This is a genomic window from Flexivirga meconopsidis, from assembly GCF_026162425.1.
Classification (GTDB): domain Bacteria; phylum Actinomycetota; class Actinomycetes; order Actinomycetales; family Dermatophilaceae; genus Flexivirga; species Flexivirga meconopsidis.
This window is the reverse complement of record NZ_JAOBQJ010000003.1, coordinates 729,039-750,316: the sequence shown is the minus strand read 5'-3', so window position 1 is coordinate 750,316 and position 21,278 is coordinate 729,039. Positions and strand designations below refer to the sequence as shown.

The window sequence follows — 21,278 nt, the reverse complement described above, 5'->3', positions numbered from 1 at the left end:
AGCAGGCCACCGGGGTGTCTCACACGAGACGGTGGACTGTCTCACCAACTACACAGTGACCCCAGCCAGATTGATCCTCGGGTTACATGCGGACTTGCCTCATGAGACACCTCATTTCCGTATATACGCGGGCACGTCGCCGCGCTCGCGGTCGGCGACCGCCCGGGCACAGCGCAGCTGCACGTCGTGAAAGGTGCGCAAGGCACGGGACTGCAGCTTGTCGATCGTTGTCATGTCGTCCTCCTGTTGGTGAATCCGTTTGTATTCGAAGTGATTTCCAAGGTCAGCCGGAGAGATTGAGTGCGTCGAGGCCGGGGAAGACGGCGAAGACGATCGTCACCGGCAGCACCAGAAAGACGACCGGGACCATCATCATCAGCTCACGCCGCCCACCGAGCTCGAGAAGCTGTTGCTTACTGGCGTCCCGGGCGTCTTGCGCCTGCGCACGCATCACATCGGCCAGCGGGGTGCCACGCTCCACGGCGATCACGATGCCGTCGACGAAACGCGACAGGCTCGGCACTCCGGTGCGGTCGGCGAGGCCCTGCAGTGCCTCCGGCAGGGTCGAGCCGGCGCGAGCATCGACCAGGCACCGGCCGAGCTCACCGGACAGCTCACCGGACGAGAGCCCCGCGACCCGCTCCAGTGCTGCCGCAGCGCCTTCACCGGCCGTGACGGCGAGCGCCAACATCTCTGCCACTGCGGGGAATTCGGCCATCAGTTGCTGCTCGCGACGCTCGGCTGCCCGGGTGAGCACCTGGTCCCGCGCGACCACCCCGGCCAGGAACGCCACCAGCAGGATGATGACCGCGCGCAGCACGGAACCACCGCCGCCGACCGCGATGAGCGACACGTATATCCCGCCGGCAGCCATCGCGGCCAACCCCCACAGCGCCTGCTGGGCGCGGAAGCCGTCGACATCGGCCGGCTGGCCGGAGCGCTCCAGGCGCAGCCGCACCGAGCTGGTGCCGCCGAGCACGTGGTCGACAACCGCGCCGAGTCGCCGCAGCACCGGCGCGAGCACCTGATTGACGTCCAGCTGGTCGGTCGAGCGTGCGAGCAGCCGCGACGGCCGCGGGCTGTCGCGCACATAGGGCTCGATCCGGGCAAGCAGATCGGGACGTCGTCGCATCGGTAGTCCGGCGAAGATCAACAGCAGCCCGCAGGCGACCATCGCGCCGCACAGGGCGCCGATCCATGCGTAGGTGGCGATCATCGCAACACCCGCGCTTCGACCGGGAGCCGTCCGATCCGCCGCATGATCCGATAGGCGACCACCGTCACCGCGGTGCCGATGACAAGCACGGCGACTCCTGCGGGCTGCCGGTAGGCGGCCAACGAGTCCCCGCGAGTTGCGAGCATTGCCAGCACAATCCATGGCGCGGCCACCGCGAGGCGTGCGGCGTTGACGGTCCAGGACTGTCGCGCCTCGAGCTCGGACCGGGTGCGGGCATCGTCGCGCAGGAACGTCGACAGCGTGCGCAGCAGTTTGCCCAGGTCGGTGCCGCCGACCTCGCGAGCAATGCGCAGCGACTCCACGAGCCGGTCGGCGACCGGATCACTCAACCGCACCTTGAGCGCGTCAAGGCACTCGTGGAAGCGGCCCGTCGCTCGGTAGTCGTGCGCGAACTCGGCGAACGCCGGGCGCAGCTCCTCCGGTCCACGGACGGCGAGCTGACTGAGCGACTCGGGCAACGCGAGGCCGGCCCGGACGGCCGAGGCGATGTGATCGACGACGTCCGGCCACAGGTCGCGCAGCTGCGAGCGACGACGACGAGCGCGACCGCGCACCAACGCAATCGGCGCGTATGCCGCAATTGCCCCGAAGGCGAGGGCGACGGCGGGGACAGCCGTGACCGCCATCGCCAGGACGAAGACGACCATGCCGCAGCCGACGCAGAGCCACAGCAGTTTCGCCCGGCCGAGGCCGGTCAGGCCGGCCTGGACGATCTCGTCGTCGAGCTTGTCCCACGCTGTTGGCCGGTTGCTCTCGACGGGTTTCTGGGGGCGCGGCCAGCACGACCACCAGATGCAGAACAGGCCTGCTCCGAACAGGAGCGGTATGACGGTGTTCACCGGTCCCCCAGCAGCTGTGCGACGTCATACCCAGCCCGCTCGAACTGCTGCGTGTGAGTGGGAAACCCGTTGCCTCGCACCAGTTTCCCCGATCGTTGCACGAAGATGTCCGCGAGCTCGATGACGTCTCCCTCGATGCGGCCGGGGACCGCGACGATCTCGCGCACCCGGCGCCGCCCGTCACAGTCGAGCGCGAGGTGGACCACGAGGTCGATCGAGGCGGCCACCGTCGGCACCACGAACGTCGAGCTCACGTTGGGGCCGGCGAGCAGCGGCAGCGTGCACATCTTCACGATCGCCTCGCGCGCCGAGTTGGCGTGCAGCGTCGCCATACCCGGCAAGCCGGAGTTGAGCGCGATCAGCAGGTCGAGACTCTCGGCCTGACGCACTTCACCGACGATGATGCGCGACGGGCGCATCCGCAGCGCCTCCTTCACCAGCCGCCGCAGCGGGATTTCTCCGGTGCCCTCCAAACTGGGTTGCCGGCACTGCAGCGCTGCCCAGTCGCGCAGATTGAGCTTCAGCTCGAAGACCTCCTCGCACGACACGACACGTTCGGAGGACGGGATGGCGGCCGCGAGGCAGTTCAGCGTCGTGGTCTTGCCGGCCTGCGTGCCGCCGGCGACCAGCACATTGAGGCCGGAAGCCACTGCGGCTGCGAGGAATCGGGCTGTCGGCTGGGTGATGGTGCCCAGCCGCACCAGATCGTCGAGACTGTGTGCGCGGGCCACGAATTTGCGGATGTTGACCAGCCAGTGGCTGCGGGTGATGTCGGGGATCGCGACGTGCAGCCGGCTGCCGTCGGGCAGCGTCGCGTCGACGAACGGGGACGAGAGGTCGATGCGTCGTCCAGAGGGTTTGAGCATCCGCTCGACGAGGTTGCGCACCTGCTCCTCGGACAGGATGGTCGGCGTCAGCTCGGCCACTCCTTGCCGCGCCACGAAGACCCGCTGCGGCTCGTTGATCCAGATCTCCTCGATCGTCGGATCGTCCAGGTAGGGCTGCAGCGCGCCGAACCCGAGGACCGCGTCGAGCACGTGCTGGGTCGCCACCTCGCGATCGCCGAGCGGAGCGAGGCCGCCGTGCAGACTGCGCTCCTCGTAGTCCTGCACGGCGTCACGCACCAGGGCATGCAGCACCTGCTGATCCCGACTCGGGTCGAGTCGCTGCCGCCGGATCAGCTCGCGCACCTCGTCCTCGATGACGTCCGCACCGTTCATGGCTTCATCAAGCCACATGGCAAGGGGTCGAAAACGTTGTCCACAGGCAGCAATTCGGTCCGCATTCCCCGGCGTCCCACCCGGGCCACCCCGACGTCCCTAGTCGAGCACCAGCCACTGCCTGCCGTCGATGAGCTCGGCGACCGCGTCCGCGTGACCGGCATGCGCCGCGGTCTCGGCGATGACGTGCAGCACGACCTCGGGGACGTTGCCGAGATGGCGAGGATGGTCGTCCGGCCACCAGGCGAGATCCGCGGCGAGACCGCGAGCCCGCACGATCTGGTCCGAGCGCGAGCAGGCGGCGGCATACCGCTGGAAGATCTCGGCCGACGGGACGTCCGGCGGGCGCCAGCCGTCAGCCGCCTCGATCTCGGCGCGCACGGCGGCGTCGCCGTCGACCACCGCGCCGAACCACCACATCTCGACGTCGATCGTCAGGTGGTGCACCAGCGCGAGTGGGGTCCATCCGGACGGGAGGACGCTGCGGTGCAACTGCTCCTCGCCCAGTCTTTGGAAGGCGGACAGCACGTGCCGCCGCTGCGCGGCGAGGAAATCCAACAGCAGTTCTTGGTCGAGTGCGGACACGGGCGCTCCTTGAGTCGTATGGCGGTCGCGCGGGTTGCGCCGCCATCACTGTGACGGGCGAGGTGGCCGCACATCGACACCTACCGGTTCGTGTCGGGCACGGCGAGGCCGAGCTGGACCGCTTCTTCCGACGTTGTCCACCGGCAGCGATTCGGTCCACATCCCCGGCGTCCTCACCCGGTCGTCCACAAGTTGCGGTCGCGGCGCAGCGGCCCGGCGTGCAGCCGGCGCAGACTCCGTGCATGACCACGCACGCGCAGGCCCCGCCGACCGCCGGCAGCCGCACGCTGCGGTTGAGCCTGCTGCCGGCCGACGCGTGCGAGCCGGTCGAGGTGGTGGTGCAGGTCCCGGAGGGAGCGTGCTGGGGCGAAGCGCGAGCGGCCCTCGCCGAGGCGGGTGTGGCGGCGCCGGCCCCGTCATACATCGGTGCTGAGGAGGTGTTCGACTCCGACCCGATCGGTGAGCTGCCGCTGCTCAACCACGCCGTGATCGCCGCGGCCCCGACCGCGACCGAGGGTCAGCACCTGCTGAGTCTGGTCGCAGTGGAAGGTCCGTGCGTCGGCGCACGCACCCCGCTCACCGGCGACGTGCGGCGGGTCGGGCGGGCACTCGACGCGCAGCTCTCGCTGCCGGACCCCGACCTCTCCCGCAATCATCTGCTGGTCTCCCTCGAACACGGTCGTGCGGTGGTCACCGACGCCGGCTCGACCAACGGCACCCGCCTCGACGGTGTGGTGCTCGCCGCGGGCGTCCCATCGGAGCTGCGGGCCGGCACCCGCCTACGGGCCGGCTCGACGACGTTCGCATTGGAGCGCCGCGCACCCGCTCCGGTCGTCACGACCTGTGACGACACCTGCCGCATTCCCGTGCAGCGTCCGCCGCGCAGAGCGCCCGCGCTGCCCGTCGTCGAGCTGACCCGGCCTACGGCCCCCACCGCGGAGGAACGGCGCAGACTGCCGTGGGCGATGCTGCTCATGCCGTTGGTGCTTGCCGGCGTTCTGCTCCTCGTCCTGCGCAACCCGTTGTTCCTGATGTTCGCGCTGCTGAGTCCGGTGATGATGCTTGGTCAGCACCTGAGCGACCGCAAGAGCGGCTCGCAGCGGACCCGTGACGCGACGCATCGGCACGACACGGCAGTGCGGGAAATGCTGGACCGGCGCGATGCGGCATTGATCGCCGAACTCGCGCTTCGCCGGGTGCTCACTCCGCCGCTCACCGAAACCCTGCGCGCGGCTGTCGCTCGCGACGTGCGCCTGTGGGCGCGCGCGCCGGATCATGACGACTTCCTGACCTGTCGGGTCGGCACCGGCATCATCGACAGCCAGGTCCGGGTGCGCGATACCCACGACGATCGCTCCCCGTGCGTCGAGCGCCTGCAGGAGGCCCCGATCGCGGTGCCGCTCGGACGATCCCGCGTGCTCGGTGTTGCGGCAGCGGCACCGGAGCGGGCCCGTCTGGCCGACGCCGTGGTGCTGCAACTCGCCACGTGGCAGTCACCGCATCACCTGCGCATCGTCGTCCTGTGCGCGACCGCGGCCGAGCGTGCGCGATGGAGATGGGCAATTCCGTTGCCACATCTCACGATTCACCCGCAGGACGCCTCTACACTCCTTGATTTCGAGACCGACGACGAAGCATGCGCGAGCGTCATACTCGCGCTGCTCCCGGAGGAGGTCCCGCCTGGGAGGAGCCAGGACGACCCCACGGTGCACACGGTGATCGTGCTCGATGGAGTGGGCGCCCTCGCGACCCGTCCGGAGGTGACCCGATTGCTGCGGGAGGGGCCCCGTGCCGGGGTGTCGATCGTTGCGCTGGCCGGAGACGCTGCCGCACTTCCCGCAGAGTGCTCCACGACCGTTCGTGTCGACGGTCCGACGGCGATCCGGGTCGACGGGGACACACTCGTGACGGGCCGGCCGGACCTGCCGACCCCGGACCTGTGCCGGGCGGTGGCCCGCCAGCTTGCCGGGCTTACCGACGCGACCCCCGACACCGTCCAGGGAGTGCTGCCGACGACCGCGTCATTGCTCGACCTGTGGCGAGCAGAGTCGCTGACGGATCCAACGGATGCTGAGTCGGTGGCCGCGAGGTGGGCCGAGCAGTCCGGCACCACCCGCGCGCCGCTCGGGCTGGGACCGACCGGCCCGCTGACGGTCGACCTCGCCACAGACGGACCGCACGCGTTGATCGCCGGCACCACCGGCGCCGGCAAGTCCGAGCTGCTGCAGACGATGGTGACCTCGTTGGCGCTGGGCAACCGGCCCGACGAGTTGGTCTTCGTCCTGATCGATTACAAGGGCGGTGCGGCGTTCCAGGATTGCGCGGCGCTCCCACATGCCGTCGGCCTGGTCACCGACCTGGATGCGCACCTGACCGAGCGCGCATTGGAGTCGCTCGACGCGGAGGTGCGGCGGCGCGAGCGGCTGCTCGCCGCGGCGGGTGCGAAGGACCTGGAGGACTACCGGCGGGTCGCCGGCAGCGGCCTGCTCGCTCGGCTCGTGCTGGTGATCGACGAGTTCCGGGTGCTCGCCGAGGAGTTGCCCGACTTCATCGCCGGCCTGGTGCGGCTCGCCGCGGTCGGCCGCTCGCTCGGCATCCACCTGGTGCTGGCGACGCAACGACCGGCAGGGGTGGTGTCCGCCGACATCCGGGCCAACGTCAACCTGCGCATTGCGCTGCGGGTGCGCGACGAGGCCGACTCACAGGACGTGATCGGCAGCAATCTCGCCGCGCACCTGTCCGCGGCCCAGCCCGGCCGGGCCATCGTGCGCACTGGCGGCGGTGCGCCGGTGGACTTCCAGACCGCGCGCATCGCAGGTCGCAGTCATGCAGCAGACGACGACGTCAGGGTCGGGCTGGTGGCCCGTCCCGGCGACCCGCCGACCTGGAGCGCGAAAACCCTTGACGACGACGGGCCGACGGATCTGCAACAGACGGTCGCGGCCATCCGGGCCGCGACCGAACGCCAGGGCGTCGTGCCGCCGCCCTCACCCTGGCTCGCACCCCTGCCGCATCGCCTGGTTGTCGAAGAGCTCGACGGCGAACGCCGCACCGTCCTCGGGACACCGGCCCTACCCGAGTCCGTCGATTTCGCCCGCGCCGACCTTCCCGCCGACCAGGCGACCCGCACCGTCGCCTGGGCCCCCGACTCCGATGGCCACCTCGCGATCGTGGGCGGCCCACGCTCCGGTCGCACGACCGCGATCCGCACACTGGCGGTGCAGGCCGCCCGGCTCTGGCCGGACGGTGGCCTGGCGATCTACGTCGTCGACGGCTCGAGCTCGCTCGCCGGGCTGTCCGCCCTGCCGCAGGTCGGAGCGGTGATCCCGCGCGACGAGGTGGGCCGACTGGTCCGATTGATCGAGTGGCTCGGCGGCGAGATCCAGCAGCGCCAGCAAGCGATCGCGTCGTCGGGATCCATATCGATCGCCGACCACCTCACCACCAATGGATCCGTGCACCGCATCCTGGTGCTCGTCGACGGCTGGGAGACCTTCACCGAGGTCAGTGACGACGTGACGCTCGGGCGTCTTACCGACGACCTGCTCCAAGTGCTGCGCGACGGTGCCGCGGTCGGCATCCATGCCATCGTGACCGGGGGCCGCGGCCTGTTCAGCGGCCGCGTGGCGAGTGCGTTCTCCAGCAGGCTCGTGCTCCGGCTCGCCGACCCCTCCGACGCCGGCCTCCTTGGTCTTCGGCCCGTGCAGCTGCCCGACTCGATGCCCCCGGGTCGCGCCCTCGTCGCACCGGACGGCACGGAGCTGCAGATTGCCGAACTCCTTCCCGTGGACTCGAAAGTGTCCTTCTCCCAATGTGTTTCGTCTCTTGCTGCATCGATGTCGGCGCACGGAGTGCGACGGTTCGAGAGCATCCCGGAGTCGTGTTCGGTGCACGACCTGCCGCGCACCGAAGGCGAAGTCGCCGTGGGCATCGGGGGCGTCGACCCCACCCCGATCGGGATTGCGCTGGGCGCGGCCGGAGACCTCGCCGCACTCATCGCCGGACCACCACGCAGCGGCCGCACCACGGCGTTGCGCACACTCGCCCAGCAGCTGTCCGCAGATCGTCCGGTCGGATGGCTCCCGGGACGCACCACACCCGGCTCGCTGCCGTCCGCAGTGCTGATGCTCGACCCCGATCAGCCCGAGCAACTCGCGGACTGGCTCGGCGCCGACCCGCGGGCGGCGATCCTGGCTGATGACTTCGACGAACTGATCGGTGCCCCGGTCGAGGACCTGGTGCTGGCACACCTGAGCCGCAGCCGACCCACCGGAGGGATCGTCTGCGTAAGCGGGCAGACCAGCACGCTCATCGGCGCCTTCCGCGGAGTGGTCGCCGAGCTGCGCCGCCGCCAGACCGGCATCATCCTGCAACCGGGCCGTCGCGACGGCGAACTCCTCGGCACCGACACCGGGCCGCCCGAGCGCCCCCGCCCTGGACGCGGGGCCCTCGTCATACGTGGACGAGCGGTCGAGATCCAGGTCGCGACGGACCCGACCTCTCCGACTGACAATGACGATGTGGGTGAGCCCCCGCAGGGATCGTCCTGACACACCGAGTGACGTCCTTCGCAATGAGTGACGTCCATACATCGACGTCAGTCATTGCGAACGTCGTCACTCGCCGCGGCTCGACGTCACTCGGGAGCCCGTAGGACCTACGACACGCGAAATGGGCCGGACTCTGCGAAGAGTCCGGCCCATTTTCATCCCGACGGGATTTGGTAGCGGGGGCAGGATTTGAACCTGCGACCTCCGGGTTATGAGCCCGGCGAGCTACCGAGCTGCTCCACCCCGCGTCGGTGAACACCACTTTACGGGCAGCCGCCCCTCAGACCAAATCGAGCCCTCAGCGGCCCCGGATCTTTCTCACCGCGCCGGGGCCCCACCCGCCAGCCGCACCTGCTCAGCGGGTCGAGGTCGGTGCCGGTGACGAAGGCCTGGCGGACGGACGACTCGACGAGCCGCCCGACTGCGACGGAGTGGGCGCCGAGCCGGTGCCGCCCTGCGCGCCGATCGCCCGCTTGATCGCGTTCTTCAGCTCCTCCTGCGACTTGCCGTACGCCGCGAAGTCACCCCGCTTCAGATCGGCCTGGCCCTGGTCGTACCACTTCTGCACGTCGGCGAGCGCCTGCTTGAGCGACTGGTTGCCGCTCGGTGTCGACGACGGTGACGGGGCCGGTGACGGCGATCCGGACGGACTCGGCGCGGGAGTCGAGTCGGGTGCGGTCCCCTGGTCGCCGGCGGTCGCACCGGAGTCCCCGCCGAAAAGCGCGTTGAGCGCGCCGTCGAGCGTCACGTCCCACTGCAGGTTGTCGCCGAACTCGACCACCACCGCCTTCTGCAGCGGGAAGGAGGTGCTGCCGGCGGCCCGGACGTAGATCGGCTCGACATACAGCAGGCCGTCGCCGATCGGCAGCGTGAGCAGGTTGCCCTCCTGCACCTGCGAGCCCACCTGCTTGTTGTAGGTCAGGAACTGCGACAGCGTCTGCCCGGTGGTCGGGGACACCGCCTGCGAGGAGTTGATGTCGTTCTGGAACTGCCCCGGACCCTTCACCGTGGCGTTCCGGGGCATCTCGAGCACCCGGAAGGTGCCGTAGCCGGGCCGCTTCTGCCCGGCGGTCGAACCCGCGTCGGCGTCGACCGCCATGAAGGCCGACAGATTCTGCCGGGTTCCGGTCGGGATGAACGTCGTGGTCAACGAGAACGTCGGCGTCTGCTGATCCGGCATCGCCAGCGACAGGTAGTAGGGCGGCTGCTGAGCCCCCTCACTGGTCGGGTCGGTCGGGATCTGCCACTGGTCGTTGCCCTGGAAGAACTGACCCGGGTCGGTCACGTGGTATTTGGTGAGCAGCTCGCGCTGCACCTTGAACAGGTCCTCGGGATACCGCAGGTGCGACATCAGACCGGCGGAGATCTGCGACATCGGCTTGACCGTGCCCGGGAACGCGCTCATCCACGCCTTCAGCACCGGGTCCTTCTCGTCCCAGGCGTACATCGTGACCTTGCCGGTGTAGGCGTCGACCGTGGCCTTCACCGAGTTGCGGATGTAGTTGACCCGGCCGCCGGCGAGGGTCCGCAGGTTCTCCGAGGTCGCGGTCAGCGAGTCGGCGGTCGCATTGCCGAGCGACTGCAGCTGCGAGTTCGGGTACTGCGCCGAGGTGGTGTAGCCGTCGACCACCCATTCGATCCGGCCGTCCTCGACCACCGGGTAGGGGTCGCCGTCGACGGTCAGCCACGGCGCGACCTTCTTCAGCCGGTCGACCGGGTTGCGGGTGTCGAGGATCCGCGACTGGGAGTTGATCGACCCCGAGAACATGAAGTTGTAGTCGTGGTATTTCACGGCATACGCGAGCTTGCGGCCCCACGAGCCGATCCCGACTCCCCCGCCGCCGGTGTAGGTCGTGCGCTGCTCACCGCCGGATTTCGAGTCGGGGTAGTCCAATTCGCGCTTCGGCCCATTAGCCGGTCCCCCCACGATGGAGAATTGCGGCGATGACTCCCCGAAGTAGATTCGCGGCTCATACTTGCCGAGGTCGCCCTGCGGCGGGATGTTCGACTCCATGAAGACCGGCTGGCCGTCGGCAGTGCGCTCGTTGCCCTTGGCCGCCACGAAGCCGAAGCCGTGCGTGTAGACCGTGTGGTCGTTGACCCAGTTGCGCTGCGCCGCCGGCACGCCGTCGAGGTCGAGTTCGCGCACCCCGACGACGGCGTCCTGGCTCTTGCCGTCGATGTCGTAGCGGTCGACGTCCAGGGTGTTGCCGAACTGGTAGTAGTTGCGCTGACCCTGCAACTGCCGGAAGGTCGGCGACACGATCGACGGGTCGACCAGCCGGATGCCCGGCACCGTGGCCCGGTCCTTCTGGAGCTGGTTCTTGCTGGTGTCGGTTGTCGGCGAATACGTCTCTGTCTTGATGTCGTTGAGGCCGTATGCCGCCTTGGTCGCGGCGATGTTGCGGCTGATGTATGGCGATTGCAGCGACTGCTCGGACGGGCGCACCCGGAAGCGCTGCACGAGCGCCGGGTAGATTGCGCCAAGCACGATCGCACACACCAGCAGGAAGGCGAGCCCGACGATCGGCAACCGCCAGGTGCGGGTCCAGATGGTGGCGACGAACAACACGGCGCAGATCACCGCCGCGCCCGCCAGCAGCGCCTTGGACGGCAGCACGGCGTTCTGTGCGGTGTAGTCGATGCCGGTGAACAGCGAGTTGTCCCGGGCGGTCTGGTCGTAACGGCCCAGCCAGTAGGCGAGCGCCCGGCCCAGCACCAACACCGCAAGGATCAGCGACAGGTGGATGCGGGCGGCGCCGGTGGTGCGAACTCCGATGCCCTGCAAGGAGATTCCGCCATACAGGTAATGCATCACGACGGCCGCGACCAGCGACAGGATCAGCGCCATCGTGAGGAAGCTCAAGATCAGCTGCAGCCACGGCAGAGTGAAGACGTAGAAGCCGATGTCCTTGTTGAACTCCGGGTCCTTGACGCCGAAGCTCTGCCGGTTGAGCCACAGCAGGGCCAGCTTCCACTGCCCGGCGGCCGCGGAACCGGCGAACAGCCCGAACAGGATCGGGATCACCCAGAAGGCCACCTTGCGGAACGGCTCGATCGCCTCCCGGTAGCGGTCCATGTTGTCCAGCTCCGGCGTCGCCGGGGCATAGAGCGGCCGACTCCGGTAGGCGATGAGCATGCTGGCGAAGATCAGCAACCCGGTGATCAACCCGCCAGCCACGAACATCGTGCCCTTGGTGAGGTATTCGGTGCGGAACACCGAGGAGTAGCCGAGGCTGTCGAACCACAGCTTGGTGGTCCACACGTTCGCCCAGACCTGCACGAGTATGACGAGGGCGATGACCACCAGCACCGCGATGAGCAACCGCCGGCCGCGGGTCGTGCCGATCCGCCCGAAATCGACGCGCGGACGGTCGGGACTCTGCTCGTTGCCGCCGTCGGCGGGGTCGTCCGAAGAAGTCAACGTGGGCCTCGGGTTCGGGGTTCATGTGGCGGGTGGGGCTACTTCGTCACGGACAACTTAACCCGGCGACTTATGAGGCCGCCCCGCAGATCGGGCAGGCCGGCGTCATACGGCAGCATTGTCGGTATGCCGCAAGACGACTCCCCCAAGGTCAAACCCGTGCTCAGCCCGCTCGCCGAGGCGGCGGTCGACACCGAGCGGCACGTCGCGGCCGCCGGGTGGGACCAGGCGCCGCGGCTGTTCGCGATCGCCCGCAACGCCGACCTGCTGCAGCGCGAGCCGGCCCTCGCCGAGCAACTCGGCGCGGCGGATCCTGCGGCATACAGCACGATCGAGCAGGAGGGCGTGCCACAGACCTCGAACATCGAGTCACTGCTGCGGCAACTTGCCTGGCCGCCCGAGGTCGACGGCGTCGCGCTCGCGATCGAGCGCATCGTGGTGCCGCCGGAGGCCGAGCGCGATCTGCCCGACAACCCCGAGGAGGCGTCCGAGGCGCTGGCCGCGCACCCGGACCGGTCCGACGTGCGGCTGCTGGTGGCGGTGCTGCGCGACGGGGAGTCGGTCTGCCTGCTACGGCAGCGCGCGAACGACAGCGACGACAAGGTCGCGATCGGCGACGACATCGCCCCCGGCCTGGTGCACGCCCTCAAGGTCACCCTGGAGGACTGACGGCAACGACGGCGCGGGCCGCGAATGTCAGCAGCTCGGGAAGCCGGTGGTCTTCCCGGTGCCGATCTGCTTCACCGCGGTGAGCGCGTCGTTGAAGGTCTCCACCTTCACCACCGTCAGCCCCTTCGGGATGTTCCCCTTGGCGTCACTGCAGTCGCTCACCGGCGCCAGGAAGAACTGCGCCCCGGCGTCCTTGGCACCCTGCATCTTCTGCGCGATCCCGCCGATCGGCCCGACCGAGCCGTCCTCGCTCATCGTGCCGGTGCCGGCGATCTTCTTGCCACCGGTCAGCGCGCCCGGCGTGATCAGGTCGTAGATCGCCAGGCTGAACATCGTGCCCGCCGATGGTCCGCCGACGTCACCGGCATTGACCTTCACCTGGTAGGGGAACTTGTAGTTCGGCGTGATCGCGATGCCGAAGACGGCCCTGCCTTCCGGGCCGGTCGCCGTCGGCACCTGCAGCTGCTGCTGTTTGCCCCCGCGGTTGACGGTGACCGCCACCTTGCTGCCGGACTTGACCGAGTCCATGGCGTCGGCGACCGACTGCAGGTTCTGCACGGCCACCCCGTTGACCTTGACCAGCGTGTCGCCCTGCTTCAGCTGCCCTTCGGCGGCGGCTCCCGGCTGCAACTGCGCGACGGTGATCGTCTCCGGCACCTTCACCCCGGCGGCGCGCATCGCCACCACCTCCGCGGTCTGTTGGGAGTTGGTCATCTCGGCGGTGTTCTGCTGCTGCACCTGCTGGGAGGTGATGCCCTTGGGAAACCACTTGTCCTCGGGGTCGATCTGGGCGTGGTCGTCGAACTTCGCACGGATCCACTGCATCACGCTGACCGGGTACTGCGGGCCGCCCGCCATCGACACCGTCGTGAAGTCGAGGCTCCCGGTGGTCGGGTAGGTGTCGGCGCCCTGCACCTCGATGACCGGCTTGCCGTCCACCTTGCCGAGCGTGTTGGTCACCGGGCCGGGCCGCAGGATCGCCACCGGGACGTGGATCAGGTTGAGCGCCGCGACCGCGACGACCAGCACGATCGCGGTGACCAGGACGACGATGTTGCGGGTGCTGAGCGAGCGCTGCTTGGTCGGCGCCGTCGATCGGTCAGCATCACTCACACCTGCCGGCTGCGTCACAACCCCACCCATTCGTCAGATCCGTCGAGAAAAACCTGGTGCTTCCAGATCGGCACCCGCGCCTTGAGAGTGTCGATCATGGCTGTGCACACGCTGAGCGCGGGCCCTCTGTGCGGTGCGCTCACCGCCACGACGACGGCGATGTCGCCGACCCGCAGCCGGCCGATCCGGTGCACCGCGGCAAGCGCGGTGATGTCGTCGGTGAGCACTTCCTCGCCGACCTTGCGCAGCTCGTCGATCGCTGATGGGTGCGCCGAATAGTCAAGTAGTTCAACGGCTTTGGCATGGTCCTGTGTGCGCACCTGCCCCACGAAGAGGCCGATGCCGCCGGCGCCCGGATCACTGACCGCACCGAGCACATCGGTGACGGACAGCTCGCTGTCGCGCAGGTCGGCAAGTCGCACCCGTGGGTCACCCGTGGTCATCGCGTCATCCCTTCCCTGCGCACCGGCTGCAGCACCGGCGTGCACCCCGCGCAGACGTATGCCGACCGACATACTGCCCGCCGTCGGTTGCGCCCGGAGCGAACACGCCGCCCTGTGGAACTCACATTCGCTCCTTCGTGGTTATGTACTTCACAAGGAAGACTTCGCTCGATGACCTCTCGACGGCATACCGTCGAATGCACCGAGGGTATGCCGCCACCCACGTGGCAAGGAGATGACATGTCGAACGACCCGGCGCAGCGCCCCGACGACGACCCGAACCAGCCTGACCTGTCCGAGTTGCTGCGGCAGGTGCTGGGCGGTGACACCGACAATCAGCAACTAGCCGACGCGCTGCAGCAGATGGGCGTGCAAGACCTCGACCCGTCGATGATGCAGGCGCTCAGCAGCCAGTTGCAGGCAATGATGTCCGGCCCGGTCGACGGCGCCTTCAACGTCGAGCTCGCCACCGACGTGGCGCGCAAGACCGTTGCCGCCGAAGGCGACAGCAGTGTCAGCGCCGCCACCGCGCGCGATGTCGACCAGGTGGTCCAGGTCGCCAACCTCTGGCTCGACGTGGTGACCGAATTCCCGGCGGCCGGTCCGGCGAAGGCGCTCAGCCGCGCCGAATGGGTCGAGGAGACGATGCCCATGTGGCGCCAACTGGTCGAACCGGTCGCCTATGGCGTGAACGGCGCGATCGAGTCGGCGATGCGCGAGCAGCTTGGCCGGCTCGATCCCGGTGACGCGGAGCAGTTGGGGCTGCCGGCGGGGATGAACCCGGCCGCGCTGATGGGCCAGATGCAGCCGATGATGGCGCGCATGAGCGCCGGCATGTTCGGTGCGCAGGTCGGCCAGGCCGTGGGCGCCCTCGCCGGCGACCTGGTCAGCGGCACCGAGGTGGGGCTGCCGCTCGTCGACGGCGTCGCGATGCTGCCGGCCAACGTCGCCGAGTTCGCCGAAGGACTGGGCATCGACGCCGGCGAGGTGCACCTCTACCTCGCCGTCCGCGAGGCTGCCCGGGCGCGACTGTTCGCGTCCGTGCCATGGCTCGGCCCGGCGCTGATCGCCGCCGTCCAGTCGTATGCCGGGGACATCTCGATCGACACCGAGGGCATCGAGCAGGCCGTCGCCGGAGCCGACCCGTCCGACCCGGCCGCGCTGCAGGAGGCGTTGCAGGGGTCGCTGTTCAGCCCGGAGCCGTCCGAGGCGCAGCAGCGGGCGCTGGCTCACCTGGAGACGCTGCTGGCGCTCGTCGAAGGCTGGGTCGAGGTGGTCGCCAACGAGGCTGCCGGCGATCACCTGCCGCACACTGCGCAACTGACCGAGGCGGTGCGCCGGCGGCGGGCGACCGGCGGCCCGTCGGAGCGTGTGTTCTCCTCCCTGGTGGGCCTGGAGTTGCGGCCCCGCCGGTTGCGCGACGCGGCGGACGTCTTCACCGCGCTGGAGAGCGCGCTCGGTGCCGAGCAGCGCGATGCGTCCTGGAAGCACCCCGACTTCGCGCCGACCGCGGCCGACCTGGACAACCCGGCCGGTTACGTGCAGCGCCGCGAGTCGCCCGAGTCCGCGGCGCCGCAACCTGACGAGGTCGATGCTGCGCTCGAGGCGCTCCTCGCCCAGGGCGCCGCCGAACTCGATGCCGAACGCGGCGAAAAGCCTTCCGGCGACAGCGGTTCCGGCGACAACGGTTCCGGGAACAACGACGCCGACGACAAGCCTGACGAGGGCGGCACCGGCAGTAACCCGGCGAAGTGAGCGCCACCCGCCTCGCCGCCGATGCGCACGCACTGCTGACCGCCGCGCCACCGTCGGACCAACGCGACGCGTTCCTGGCGCAGCTCTCGTCATACGGCGATGCGGGGCTGCGGCGCGAGGGGCCACCGGAGCACTTCACCGCGAGCGCGGTGGTCTTCTCCGCCGACCGCCGCGAGGTGCTGCTGGTGCTGCACAAGAAGGCCCGGCTGTGGCTGCAGCCGGGCGGCCACTTCGAACCCGGCGACACAACCGTCGTGGGCGCTGCGTTGCGGGAGGCGACCGAGGAGTCCGGCATCGCCGGACTGCGTGCCGTGCCGGGCGCGCTCTTCCTCGACCGGCACACCCTCGGCGAGAGCTTCGGGCGCTGCCGCGCGCACCTCGACCTGCGCATCGCGGCGACCGCCCCGCCGGATGCCGCGATCGCCGTCTCGGACGAGTCCGACGACGTGCGCTGGTGGCCGGTCGCCGCGCTGCCGGACGACACCGACCCCGGGTTGGCCGACTGCGTCGCGACCCTGCGCGCCTGATCCGCAGCCGCCGGCCGCCTCAGAAGAGCGTGTCGCTGCTGTCCTCACCCTCGATGTCGTCCGCGTCCGGTGGCGCGGTCGGTGCGGGCATGCCGGAGCCGAACGCGACGCCCTCGAGGTAACCGCGGGCCCGCTCCAACTGGGGGTAGCCCTCCAGCAGCGCCCAGAAGCTCTTGCCGTGATCGGGCTGCAGCAGGTGCGCAAGCTCATGCAACAGCACGTAGTCGCTGACGAACTCGGGCATGCCCTGCAGCCGGTCGGACAGCCGGATCGTGGCATTGGCCGGCGTACACGAGCCCCAGCGGGACCGCTGGTTGCCGACCCAGCGCACCGAGACCGGGTGTGCAAGGCCGCCGAGGTAGCGCTGCGACAGTTGCTCGGCCCTACGCATCAGGTCCTCGTCACTGCGCGGCCGGCGGGCGCCCTGCGCGAGCACCTTACGCACCATCTCCTCGACCAGCCGGGTCTCCTCGCGCTTGGAGACGCGGGCCGGCATCAGCACCACGATGCGGTCGCCTTCGCGGTATGCCGAGACGGTGCGCCGTCGACGCGTCGAGCGTCGTACCTCGACCTGCGGCGACGGCTCCATGCCTCGAACCTAAGCCACCGCGGTGACAAAGGCGATGAGCGTGCGGCCGTGCTGTGGAATCACATCCGGCGAAGGCCCCCCTGTGGACAACGTCCGGCACGCCGGACGTCATCGGTGGCACGGTGAACCTCTTCCCGGCGCGGTGCCCCGACCGCGCACCGATCAGTTCCGAGGCAGCCATGACCCGCGAGCACACCTCACCCGCCACTCGTCCCGTCACCGCCGCGCTGCGGGCGCGCCGACGCGGCGACGACGAGGTGCTTCTGGAAGGCGCCCGCCCGGGTGGCCTCGTCCTCAGCGGGTTGAGCCGAGCCGAAGCCACCGCGATCCTCACCCTCGGTCCGACGCTGCAGCCCGATCAACTCCGCCGCGCCGCGGTCCCGGGCAGGCGGTGGTCGGCGGTCGCCGCCCAGTTGTGCGCCGCGGCCGTCGCGCTCGCGCCGGTGCGCATCGGCACCGGCCGGGTCGCGGTCGTGGGCTCCGGGTCGGTGGCGCAGGAGGTGGCCCGGGCGTTGCGGCACTCGGTCGCCGAGGTCGTCACCGACGACGTGGCCATCGCCCGGCTCGAGCACGGACCCACCAGCGGTCGCGAGCTACCCGACGTGGTGGTGTTGCCTGCGGTCGACGCGCTTGCGCCGTGGACCGGCGGCCGCTGGCAGCGGCACGGGATACGGCAGCTGCCGGTTATCGTCTCGGGCGACCAGCTGGTCGTGGGACCGCTGATCCGCCCCGATGCCGGCCCCTGCCTGCACTGTCTCGACCGGCACCGCGCCGACCGTGACCCGGCCTGGGCCAACTGGGCGGCGACCCGGTCCTCCTCCGGCAGCATCGACGAGTCGGTCGACGCGCGACCCGAGATCGCCGCAATGGCAGCGGGACTGGTCGCCAACGTGGTCAGTGGACTGCTGAGCGAGGTGCCGCTTCCGGCCGGGGTGAGTCTGTCCATGCAGCTACCGACCCCGCGCATCTCCCATCACCTGTGGCCGGTGCACCCGGCCTGCTGCGCCGCTGCCGGGCGACAGGAGACAATGACCGGGTGAGCGATCTCCCCCGCAAGACCGTGGTGCGCGCGGCCCGACTGGCGACGCTGCCGATCGGCTTCGGTGCGCGGGCCGCGGTCGGGCTCGGCAAGCGGGTCGGCGGCCGGCCGGCCGAAGCGGTGACCGCCGAGCTCCAGGCGCAGACCGCGCAGCAGCTCTTCAAGGTGCTCGGCACCCTGAAGGGCGGCGCGATGAAATTCGGGCAGTCGCTGTCGATGTTTGAAGCTGCCCTGCCGGAGGACCTGGCAGCGCCATACCGGGCGATGCTGACCAAGCTGCAGGACACCGCTCCCCCGATGCCCACCAAGTCGTTGCACGCGACGCTGCGCGCCGAGCTCGGCACCCGCTGGCGGTCGAAGTTCACCGAGTTCGAGGAGCAGCCGCGCGCTGCGGCCTCGATCGGCCAGGTCCACCATGCCGTATGGCGGGACGGGCGCGAGGTCGCGGTCAAGGTGCAATATCCGGGCGCCGCCGAGGCACTGCTGTCCGATCTCAATCAGCTGTCCCGGGTCGCCCGGATGAGCACCGGCTGGATCCCCGGCCTGGAGGTCGCGCCGATCCTGGAGGAGCTCAAGGGCCGGATGGCCGAGGAGACCGACTACCGGCTCGAGGCAGCGATGCAGGAACAGTTCGCCGATGCCTACGCTGATGACCCGGATTTCCTCTTGCCCCAGGTGGTTTCGGCCACCGACAAGGTGATCGTCAGCGAGTGGCTCGGTGGCACGCCGCTGTCGGAGATCATCGCGGACGGCACCCAGGACGAGCGAGACCTGGCGGCCAGCCGCTACTTCGAGTTTCTGGTCGGCGGTCCCGAGCGGGCCGGTCTCTTGCACGCCGACCCGCACCCGGGCAACTTCCGGCTGCTGCCCGACGGGCGACTCGGGGTGCTGGACTTCGGCGCCGTCAACCGATTGCCGGATGGTCTGCCGCCCGCGATGGGTGAGCTCATCACCGCCGCGGTGCGGGGCGACGCGGAGACGCTGCTGGACGGGTTGCGCGACGAGGGGTTCGTCAAACCGTCGATCGACGTCGACGCCGAGGATGTGCTCGACTACCTCGGCATCTTCCTGAAACCGTTGCGCAACAACGATTTCCACTTCGACCGCGACTGGCTGCGCGGCGTCTTCAACTACCTCAACGACCCACGCAACGCGACCTTCACCGTCGGCCTACGCCTCAACCTGCCGCCCAGCTACGTGCTGATCCACCGCGCCTGGCTGGGCGGCATCGCGGTGCTGTGCCAGATCGGCGGCACGGTGCCTGCGCGCGCGATCTTTGATCGCAACGTGCCCGGGTCGGACCTGCCAGTGGTCTGAACCGCACAAGCCGCACGCACGGAGCGGCCCGGAGGACGAATCCTCCGGGCCGCTCCCTGGTGCGGGTGTCCCCCGAGTTGCTCAGTTGATCGGGATGCTGGCCAGCGTGACCGGGGCGGCGAGCGTGCAGGTCACCGCGACGTTCGGGCTGGTCGCGCTGTCAGTGACCAGAGCGATCTCGATCGGACCGGTCACCTGCACCGTTGCGCTACCGGTGCCGGGGCCGGCGGTCTCGCCCTGACCAACTCCCGAGGCCGTGGTGTTCACCGGCTGGCCACCGGTCACCGCGATCGGAGTGTTCTGCACAGTCAGCGACGCGGTTCGACTGCCGCCGTTCACGACGGCACCGCTCACGCTGTAGGTCGAGTCCGCGGTGCCCGACAGGATGTTCTTGGCGCCGACCAGAGACATGGCGCTGGTCGCGCTGCCGGGCACCGTGACATCCGCGCTGATCGGCGGTGAGTTGAGCTGGTCGCCCGGCGCGGCGGACGACGGCAGCTGCGTGCTGATCGTGGCGTCCCAGGTGCCCAGGTCGAGGGCTAGCGGCGCCGTGGCCTTGCACGCCATCTGGATCGGCGCCGAGTAGGTCTGGACCGGGCCCGGGCTGGCGGTGGCGGCAGGAGCGGCGACGGCGGTCGCGACCACCGGGACCGACCATGCCGCGCCCTTGGCGAGCGTGCGTCGGGAGATCTGCTTCTTCACAGGGTTCTGCTGGGTCATGCGTCCTCCAGGGGAGACATCCGAAATGGGGTGCACCGCCCCGAGCCCCCGCCTGTGCTGCATGCGACCCGTCATCGGGTCATGGCTTGTCTCGAGACAGCTACCTACCAGTCAGTAGTGTGAGGAGGCTAACAGTGATCCACGACGCCCGTGGGGATTCTCCTACGATTTCGTAACCCGTTTTTGGTAGGTGTCCAATTTTTCTGGCGCCACGGCACTGGAGTCGGCAGCGACACCTGCCGAGCCGACGAAACGGCCCCGGAGGTCGGTTACCTCCGGGGCCGTTCGCCCGCCCACCCGAGGGGCGTGATGTCGTCGCTTCGCGTCAGCTGACCGGAATCGTCGCCAGCGTCACGGGGCTGGGCAACGTGCAGGTGACGGCGACATTCGGGCTGGTCGGGCTGTCGGTCACGAGCGCAATGCTGATCGGGCTCTGAATCTGCACAACGGCATTGCCCGATCCCGACGCCGTCTCGGCCTGGCCGACACCGGTCGCGGTCGTGGTCACCGGCTGACCCCCGGTGATCGGGATCGGCGTGTTGGCGACGGTCAGGTTCGCGCTGCGATTGCCCGGGCTCGCAACCGCACCGGTCACGCTGTACGGCGCCTTGGCCGTCCCGGACAGGATGTTCTTGGCGCCGATCAGGCTCATCGCGGAGGTCGCACTGCCGGGCACATTGATGGTGGCCTTGAGCGGCGGAGGCGCCAACTGGTCACCGGAGGCGGCCGACGAGGGCAGGTCCACCGAGACCGATCCGGTCCAGGTGCCGAGGTCGACCGCGATCGGCGACGTCGCCTTGCAGCCCATGCTGAGCGAGGCGGTGTAGGTCTTGGTCGGGCCGGGAGCCGCCTGCGCGGACGGCGCAACGGCCGCGGTGGCGAGTCCGGCAGCGAGGATCGGCGCCGCGATTGCCGCGCTGCGCCGAAGGGAACGAGACGTGTGCCGCTGCTTCATGAAACCTCCAGGATTGACCGCCGAACGGCGGAGCTGACGCTGGAATACCAGCGAGTAGGTGTGATGAAGCTAACACTGGGCGAGTGTCCGAAAAAACCAATATTACGTATGCGTAAGTTAAAAGTTTGCCAAAGTCAGCGGCTGGCCGCGAACAGCACGAAGCCGGCCACGGTGAGCCGTGGCCGGCTTCGGGTCGCACTGTCGGTGCCGCGTTATCGCGGCGTACTTGCTCACTTGGCGGGAACGGTCGTCGGGACCGGCCTGCGCACCGGAGGTGTCCGGTGCGGTTGCCGTCC

At 69.5% G+C, this 21,278-nt stretch carries 17 protein-coding genes and 1 tRNA gene; 6 read left to right on the top strand and 12 right to left on the bottom strand.

All coding sequences use genetic code 11. The features are described 5' to 3' along the window. Positions 1-111 precede the first annotated feature (111 nt). The 5 genes from N2M23_RS13380 to N2M23_RS13360 form a co-directional block, all read right to left on the bottom strand. Positions 112-234, bottom strand: coding sequence for a hypothetical protein (locus N2M23_RS13380; protein ID WP_265446150.1), 123 nt, complete (start codon positions 232-234; stop codon positions 112-114). A gap of 49 nt (positions 235-283) precedes the next feature. Next, entirely contained in the window at positions 284-1,216 is a 933-nt protein-coding gene (locus N2M23_RS13375; RefSeq protein WP_265446149.1) for a type II secretion system F family protein, read from the bottom strand. After that, entirely contained in the window at positions 1,213-2,076 is an 864-nt protein-coding gene (locus N2M23_RS13370; protein WP_265446148.1) for a type II secretion system F family protein, read from the bottom strand. The genes N2M23_RS13375 and N2M23_RS13370 overlap by 4 nt, the downstream gene beginning before the upstream one ends. Further along, positions 2,073-3,296, bottom strand: coding sequence for a TadA family conjugal transfer-associated ATPase (locus N2M23_RS13365; RefSeq protein WP_265446147.1), 1,224 nt, complete (start codon positions 3,294-3,296; stop codon positions 2,073-2,075). The genes N2M23_RS13370 and N2M23_RS13365 overlap by 4 nt, the downstream gene beginning before the upstream one ends. Before the next feature lie 99 nt (positions 3,297-3,395). Next, a complete protein-coding gene (locus tag N2M23_RS13360; RefSeq protein WP_265446146.1) occupies positions 3,396-3,881 on the bottom strand; it encodes a mycothiol transferase in 486 nt (161 codons plus the stop codon). Between the two features lie 242 nt (positions 3,882-4,123). Here N2M23_RS13360 and N2M23_RS13355 point away from each other — a divergent pair, with 242 nt between their 5' ends. Then, entirely contained in the window at positions 4,124-8,431 is a 4,308-nt protein-coding gene (locus N2M23_RS13355; protein WP_265446145.1) for an FtsK/SpoIIIE domain-containing protein, read from the top strand. Between the two features lie 171 nt (positions 8,432-8,602). Here the strand turns inward: N2M23_RS13355 and N2M23_RS13350 are convergent. Together N2M23_RS13350 and N2M23_RS13345 are read right to left on the bottom strand one after the other, a co-directional pair. Further along, a tRNA-Met gene (locus N2M23_RS13350) sits at positions 8,603-8,679 on the bottom strand. A 107-nt stretch (positions 8,680-8,786) separates the two neighbouring features. Then, the gene (locus N2M23_RS13345; protein ID WP_265446144.1) at positions 8,787-11,855 is read right to left on the bottom strand and encodes a UPF0182 family membrane protein; all 3,069 of its coding nucleotides are present in this window, start codon (positions 11,853-11,855) and stop codon (positions 8,787-8,789) included. 126 nt (positions 11,856-11,981) lie between these two features. Here N2M23_RS13345 and N2M23_RS13340 point away from each other — a divergent pair, with 126 nt between their 5' ends. Then, on the top strand, positions 11,982-12,524 hold the full coding sequence (locus N2M23_RS13340; protein WP_265446143.1) for a PPA1309 family protein: 543 nt from the start codon (positions 11,982-11,984) through the stop codon (positions 12,522-12,524). Between the two features lie 27 nt (positions 12,525-12,551). Here N2M23_RS13340 and N2M23_RS21015 read toward each other — a convergent pair whose 3' ends face one another. Both N2M23_RS21015 and N2M23_RS13330 read right to left on the bottom strand, forming a co-directional pair. After that, positions 12,552-13,637, bottom strand: coding sequence for a YlbL family protein (locus N2M23_RS21015; protein WP_265446142.1), 1,086 nt, complete (start codon positions 13,635-13,637; stop codon positions 12,552-12,554). 14 nt (positions 13,638-13,651) lie between these two features. Continuing rightward, positions 13,652-14,080: a molybdenum cofactor biosynthesis protein MoaE gene (locus N2M23_RS13330; RefSeq protein ID WP_265446141.1), complete on the bottom strand. Its 429-nt coding sequence runs from the start codon at positions 14,078-14,080 to the stop codon at positions 13,652-13,654. A 240-nt stretch (positions 14,081-14,320) separates the two neighbouring features. Between N2M23_RS13330 and N2M23_RS13325 the strand changes: the two genes are divergently transcribed. Next, on the top strand, positions 14,321-15,835 hold the full coding sequence (locus N2M23_RS13325) for a zinc-dependent metalloprotease (protein WP_265446139.1): 1,515 nt from the start codon (positions 14,321-14,323) through the stop codon (positions 15,833-15,835). Then, complete coding sequence (locus N2M23_RS13320) at positions 15,832-16,362, top strand: NUDIX hydrolase (protein ID WP_265446138.1); 531 nt, start codon at positions 15,832-15,834, stop codon at positions 16,360-16,362. The genes N2M23_RS13325 and N2M23_RS13320 overlap by 4 nt, the downstream gene beginning before the upstream one ends. 19 nt (positions 16,363-16,381) lie before the next feature. On the opposite strand, the gene N2M23_RS13315 is transcribed toward N2M23_RS13320, so the two are convergent. Beyond that, complete coding sequence (locus N2M23_RS13315) at positions 16,382-16,951, bottom strand: M48 metallopeptidase family protein (RefSeq protein ID WP_265446137.1); 570 nt, start codon at positions 16,949-16,951, stop codon at positions 16,382-16,384. 53 nt (positions 16,952-17,004) lie between these two features. Between N2M23_RS13315 and N2M23_RS13310 the strand changes: the two genes are divergently transcribed. Together N2M23_RS13310 and N2M23_RS13305 are read left to right on the top strand one after the other, a co-directional pair. Continuing rightward, on the top strand, positions 17,005-17,991 hold the full coding sequence (locus tag N2M23_RS13310; protein ID WP_265446136.1) for a TOMM precursor leader peptide-binding protein: 987 nt from the start codon (positions 17,005-17,007) through the stop codon (positions 17,989-17,991). Next, on the top strand, positions 17,988-19,307 hold the full coding sequence (locus tag N2M23_RS13305) for an ABC1 kinase family protein (RefSeq protein ID WP_265446135.1): 1,320 nt from the start codon (positions 17,988-17,990) through the stop codon (positions 19,305-19,307). Before N2M23_RS13310 ends, N2M23_RS13305 begins: the two co-directional genes overlap by 4 nt. An 81-nt stretch (positions 19,308-19,388) precedes the next feature. Here the strand turns inward: N2M23_RS13305 and N2M23_RS13300 are convergent, their stop codons facing one another. Next, on the bottom strand, positions 19,389-20,027 hold the full coding sequence (locus N2M23_RS13300; protein WP_265446133.1) for a DUF6801 domain-containing protein: 639 nt from the start codon (positions 20,025-20,027) through the stop codon (positions 19,389-19,391). Between the two features lie 325 nt (positions 20,028-20,352). After that, positions 20,353-20,982: a DUF6801 domain-containing protein gene (locus tag N2M23_RS13295; RefSeq protein ID WP_265446132.1), complete on the bottom strand. Its 630-nt coding sequence runs from the start codon at positions 20,980-20,982 to the stop codon at positions 20,353-20,355. Positions 20,983-21,278 lie beyond the last annotated feature (296 nt).

Bases quoted from the DNA above. Each gene is read 5' to 3' on its own strand.
- N2M23_RS13340 (WP_265446143.1), top strand. From the start codon at position 11,982: ATGCCGCAAGACGACTCCCCCAAGGTCAAACCCGTGCTCAGCCCGCTC.
- N2M23_RS13375 (WP_265446149.1), bottom strand. From the start codon at position 1,216: ATGATCGCCACCTACGCATGGATCGGCGCCCTGTGCGGCGCGATGGTC.
- N2M23_RS13380 (WP_265446150.1), bottom strand. From the start codon at position 234: ATGACAACGATCGACAAGCTGCAGTCCCGTGCCTTGCGCACCTTTCAC.
- N2M23_RS13330 (WP_265446141.1), bottom strand. From the start codon at position 14,080: ATGACCACGGGTGACCCACGGGTGCGACTTGCCGACCTGCGCGACAGC.
- N2M23_RS13315 (WP_265446137.1), bottom strand. From the start codon at position 16,951: ATGGAGCCGTCGCCGCAGGTCGAGGTACGACGCTCGACGCGTCGACGG.
- N2M23_RS13300 (WP_265446133.1), bottom strand. From the start codon at position 20,027: ATGACCCAGCAGAACCCTGTGAAGAAGCAGATCTCCCGACGCACGCTC.
- N2M23_RS13365 (WP_265446147.1), bottom strand. From the start codon at position 3,296: ATGAACGGTGCGGACGTCATCGAGGACGAGGTGCGCGAGCTGATCCGG.
- N2M23_RS13355 (WP_265446145.1), top strand. From the start codon at position 4,124: ATGACCACGCACGCGCAGGCCCCGCCGACCGCCGGCAGCCGCACGCTG.
- N2M23_RS13325 (WP_265446139.1), top strand. From the start codon at position 14,321: ATGTCGAACGACCCGGCGCAGCGCCCCGACGACGACCCGAACCAGCCT.
- N2M23_RS13295 (WP_265446132.1), bottom strand. From the start codon at position 20,982: ATGAAGCAGCGGCACACGTCTCGTTCCCTTCGGCGCAGCGCGGCAATC.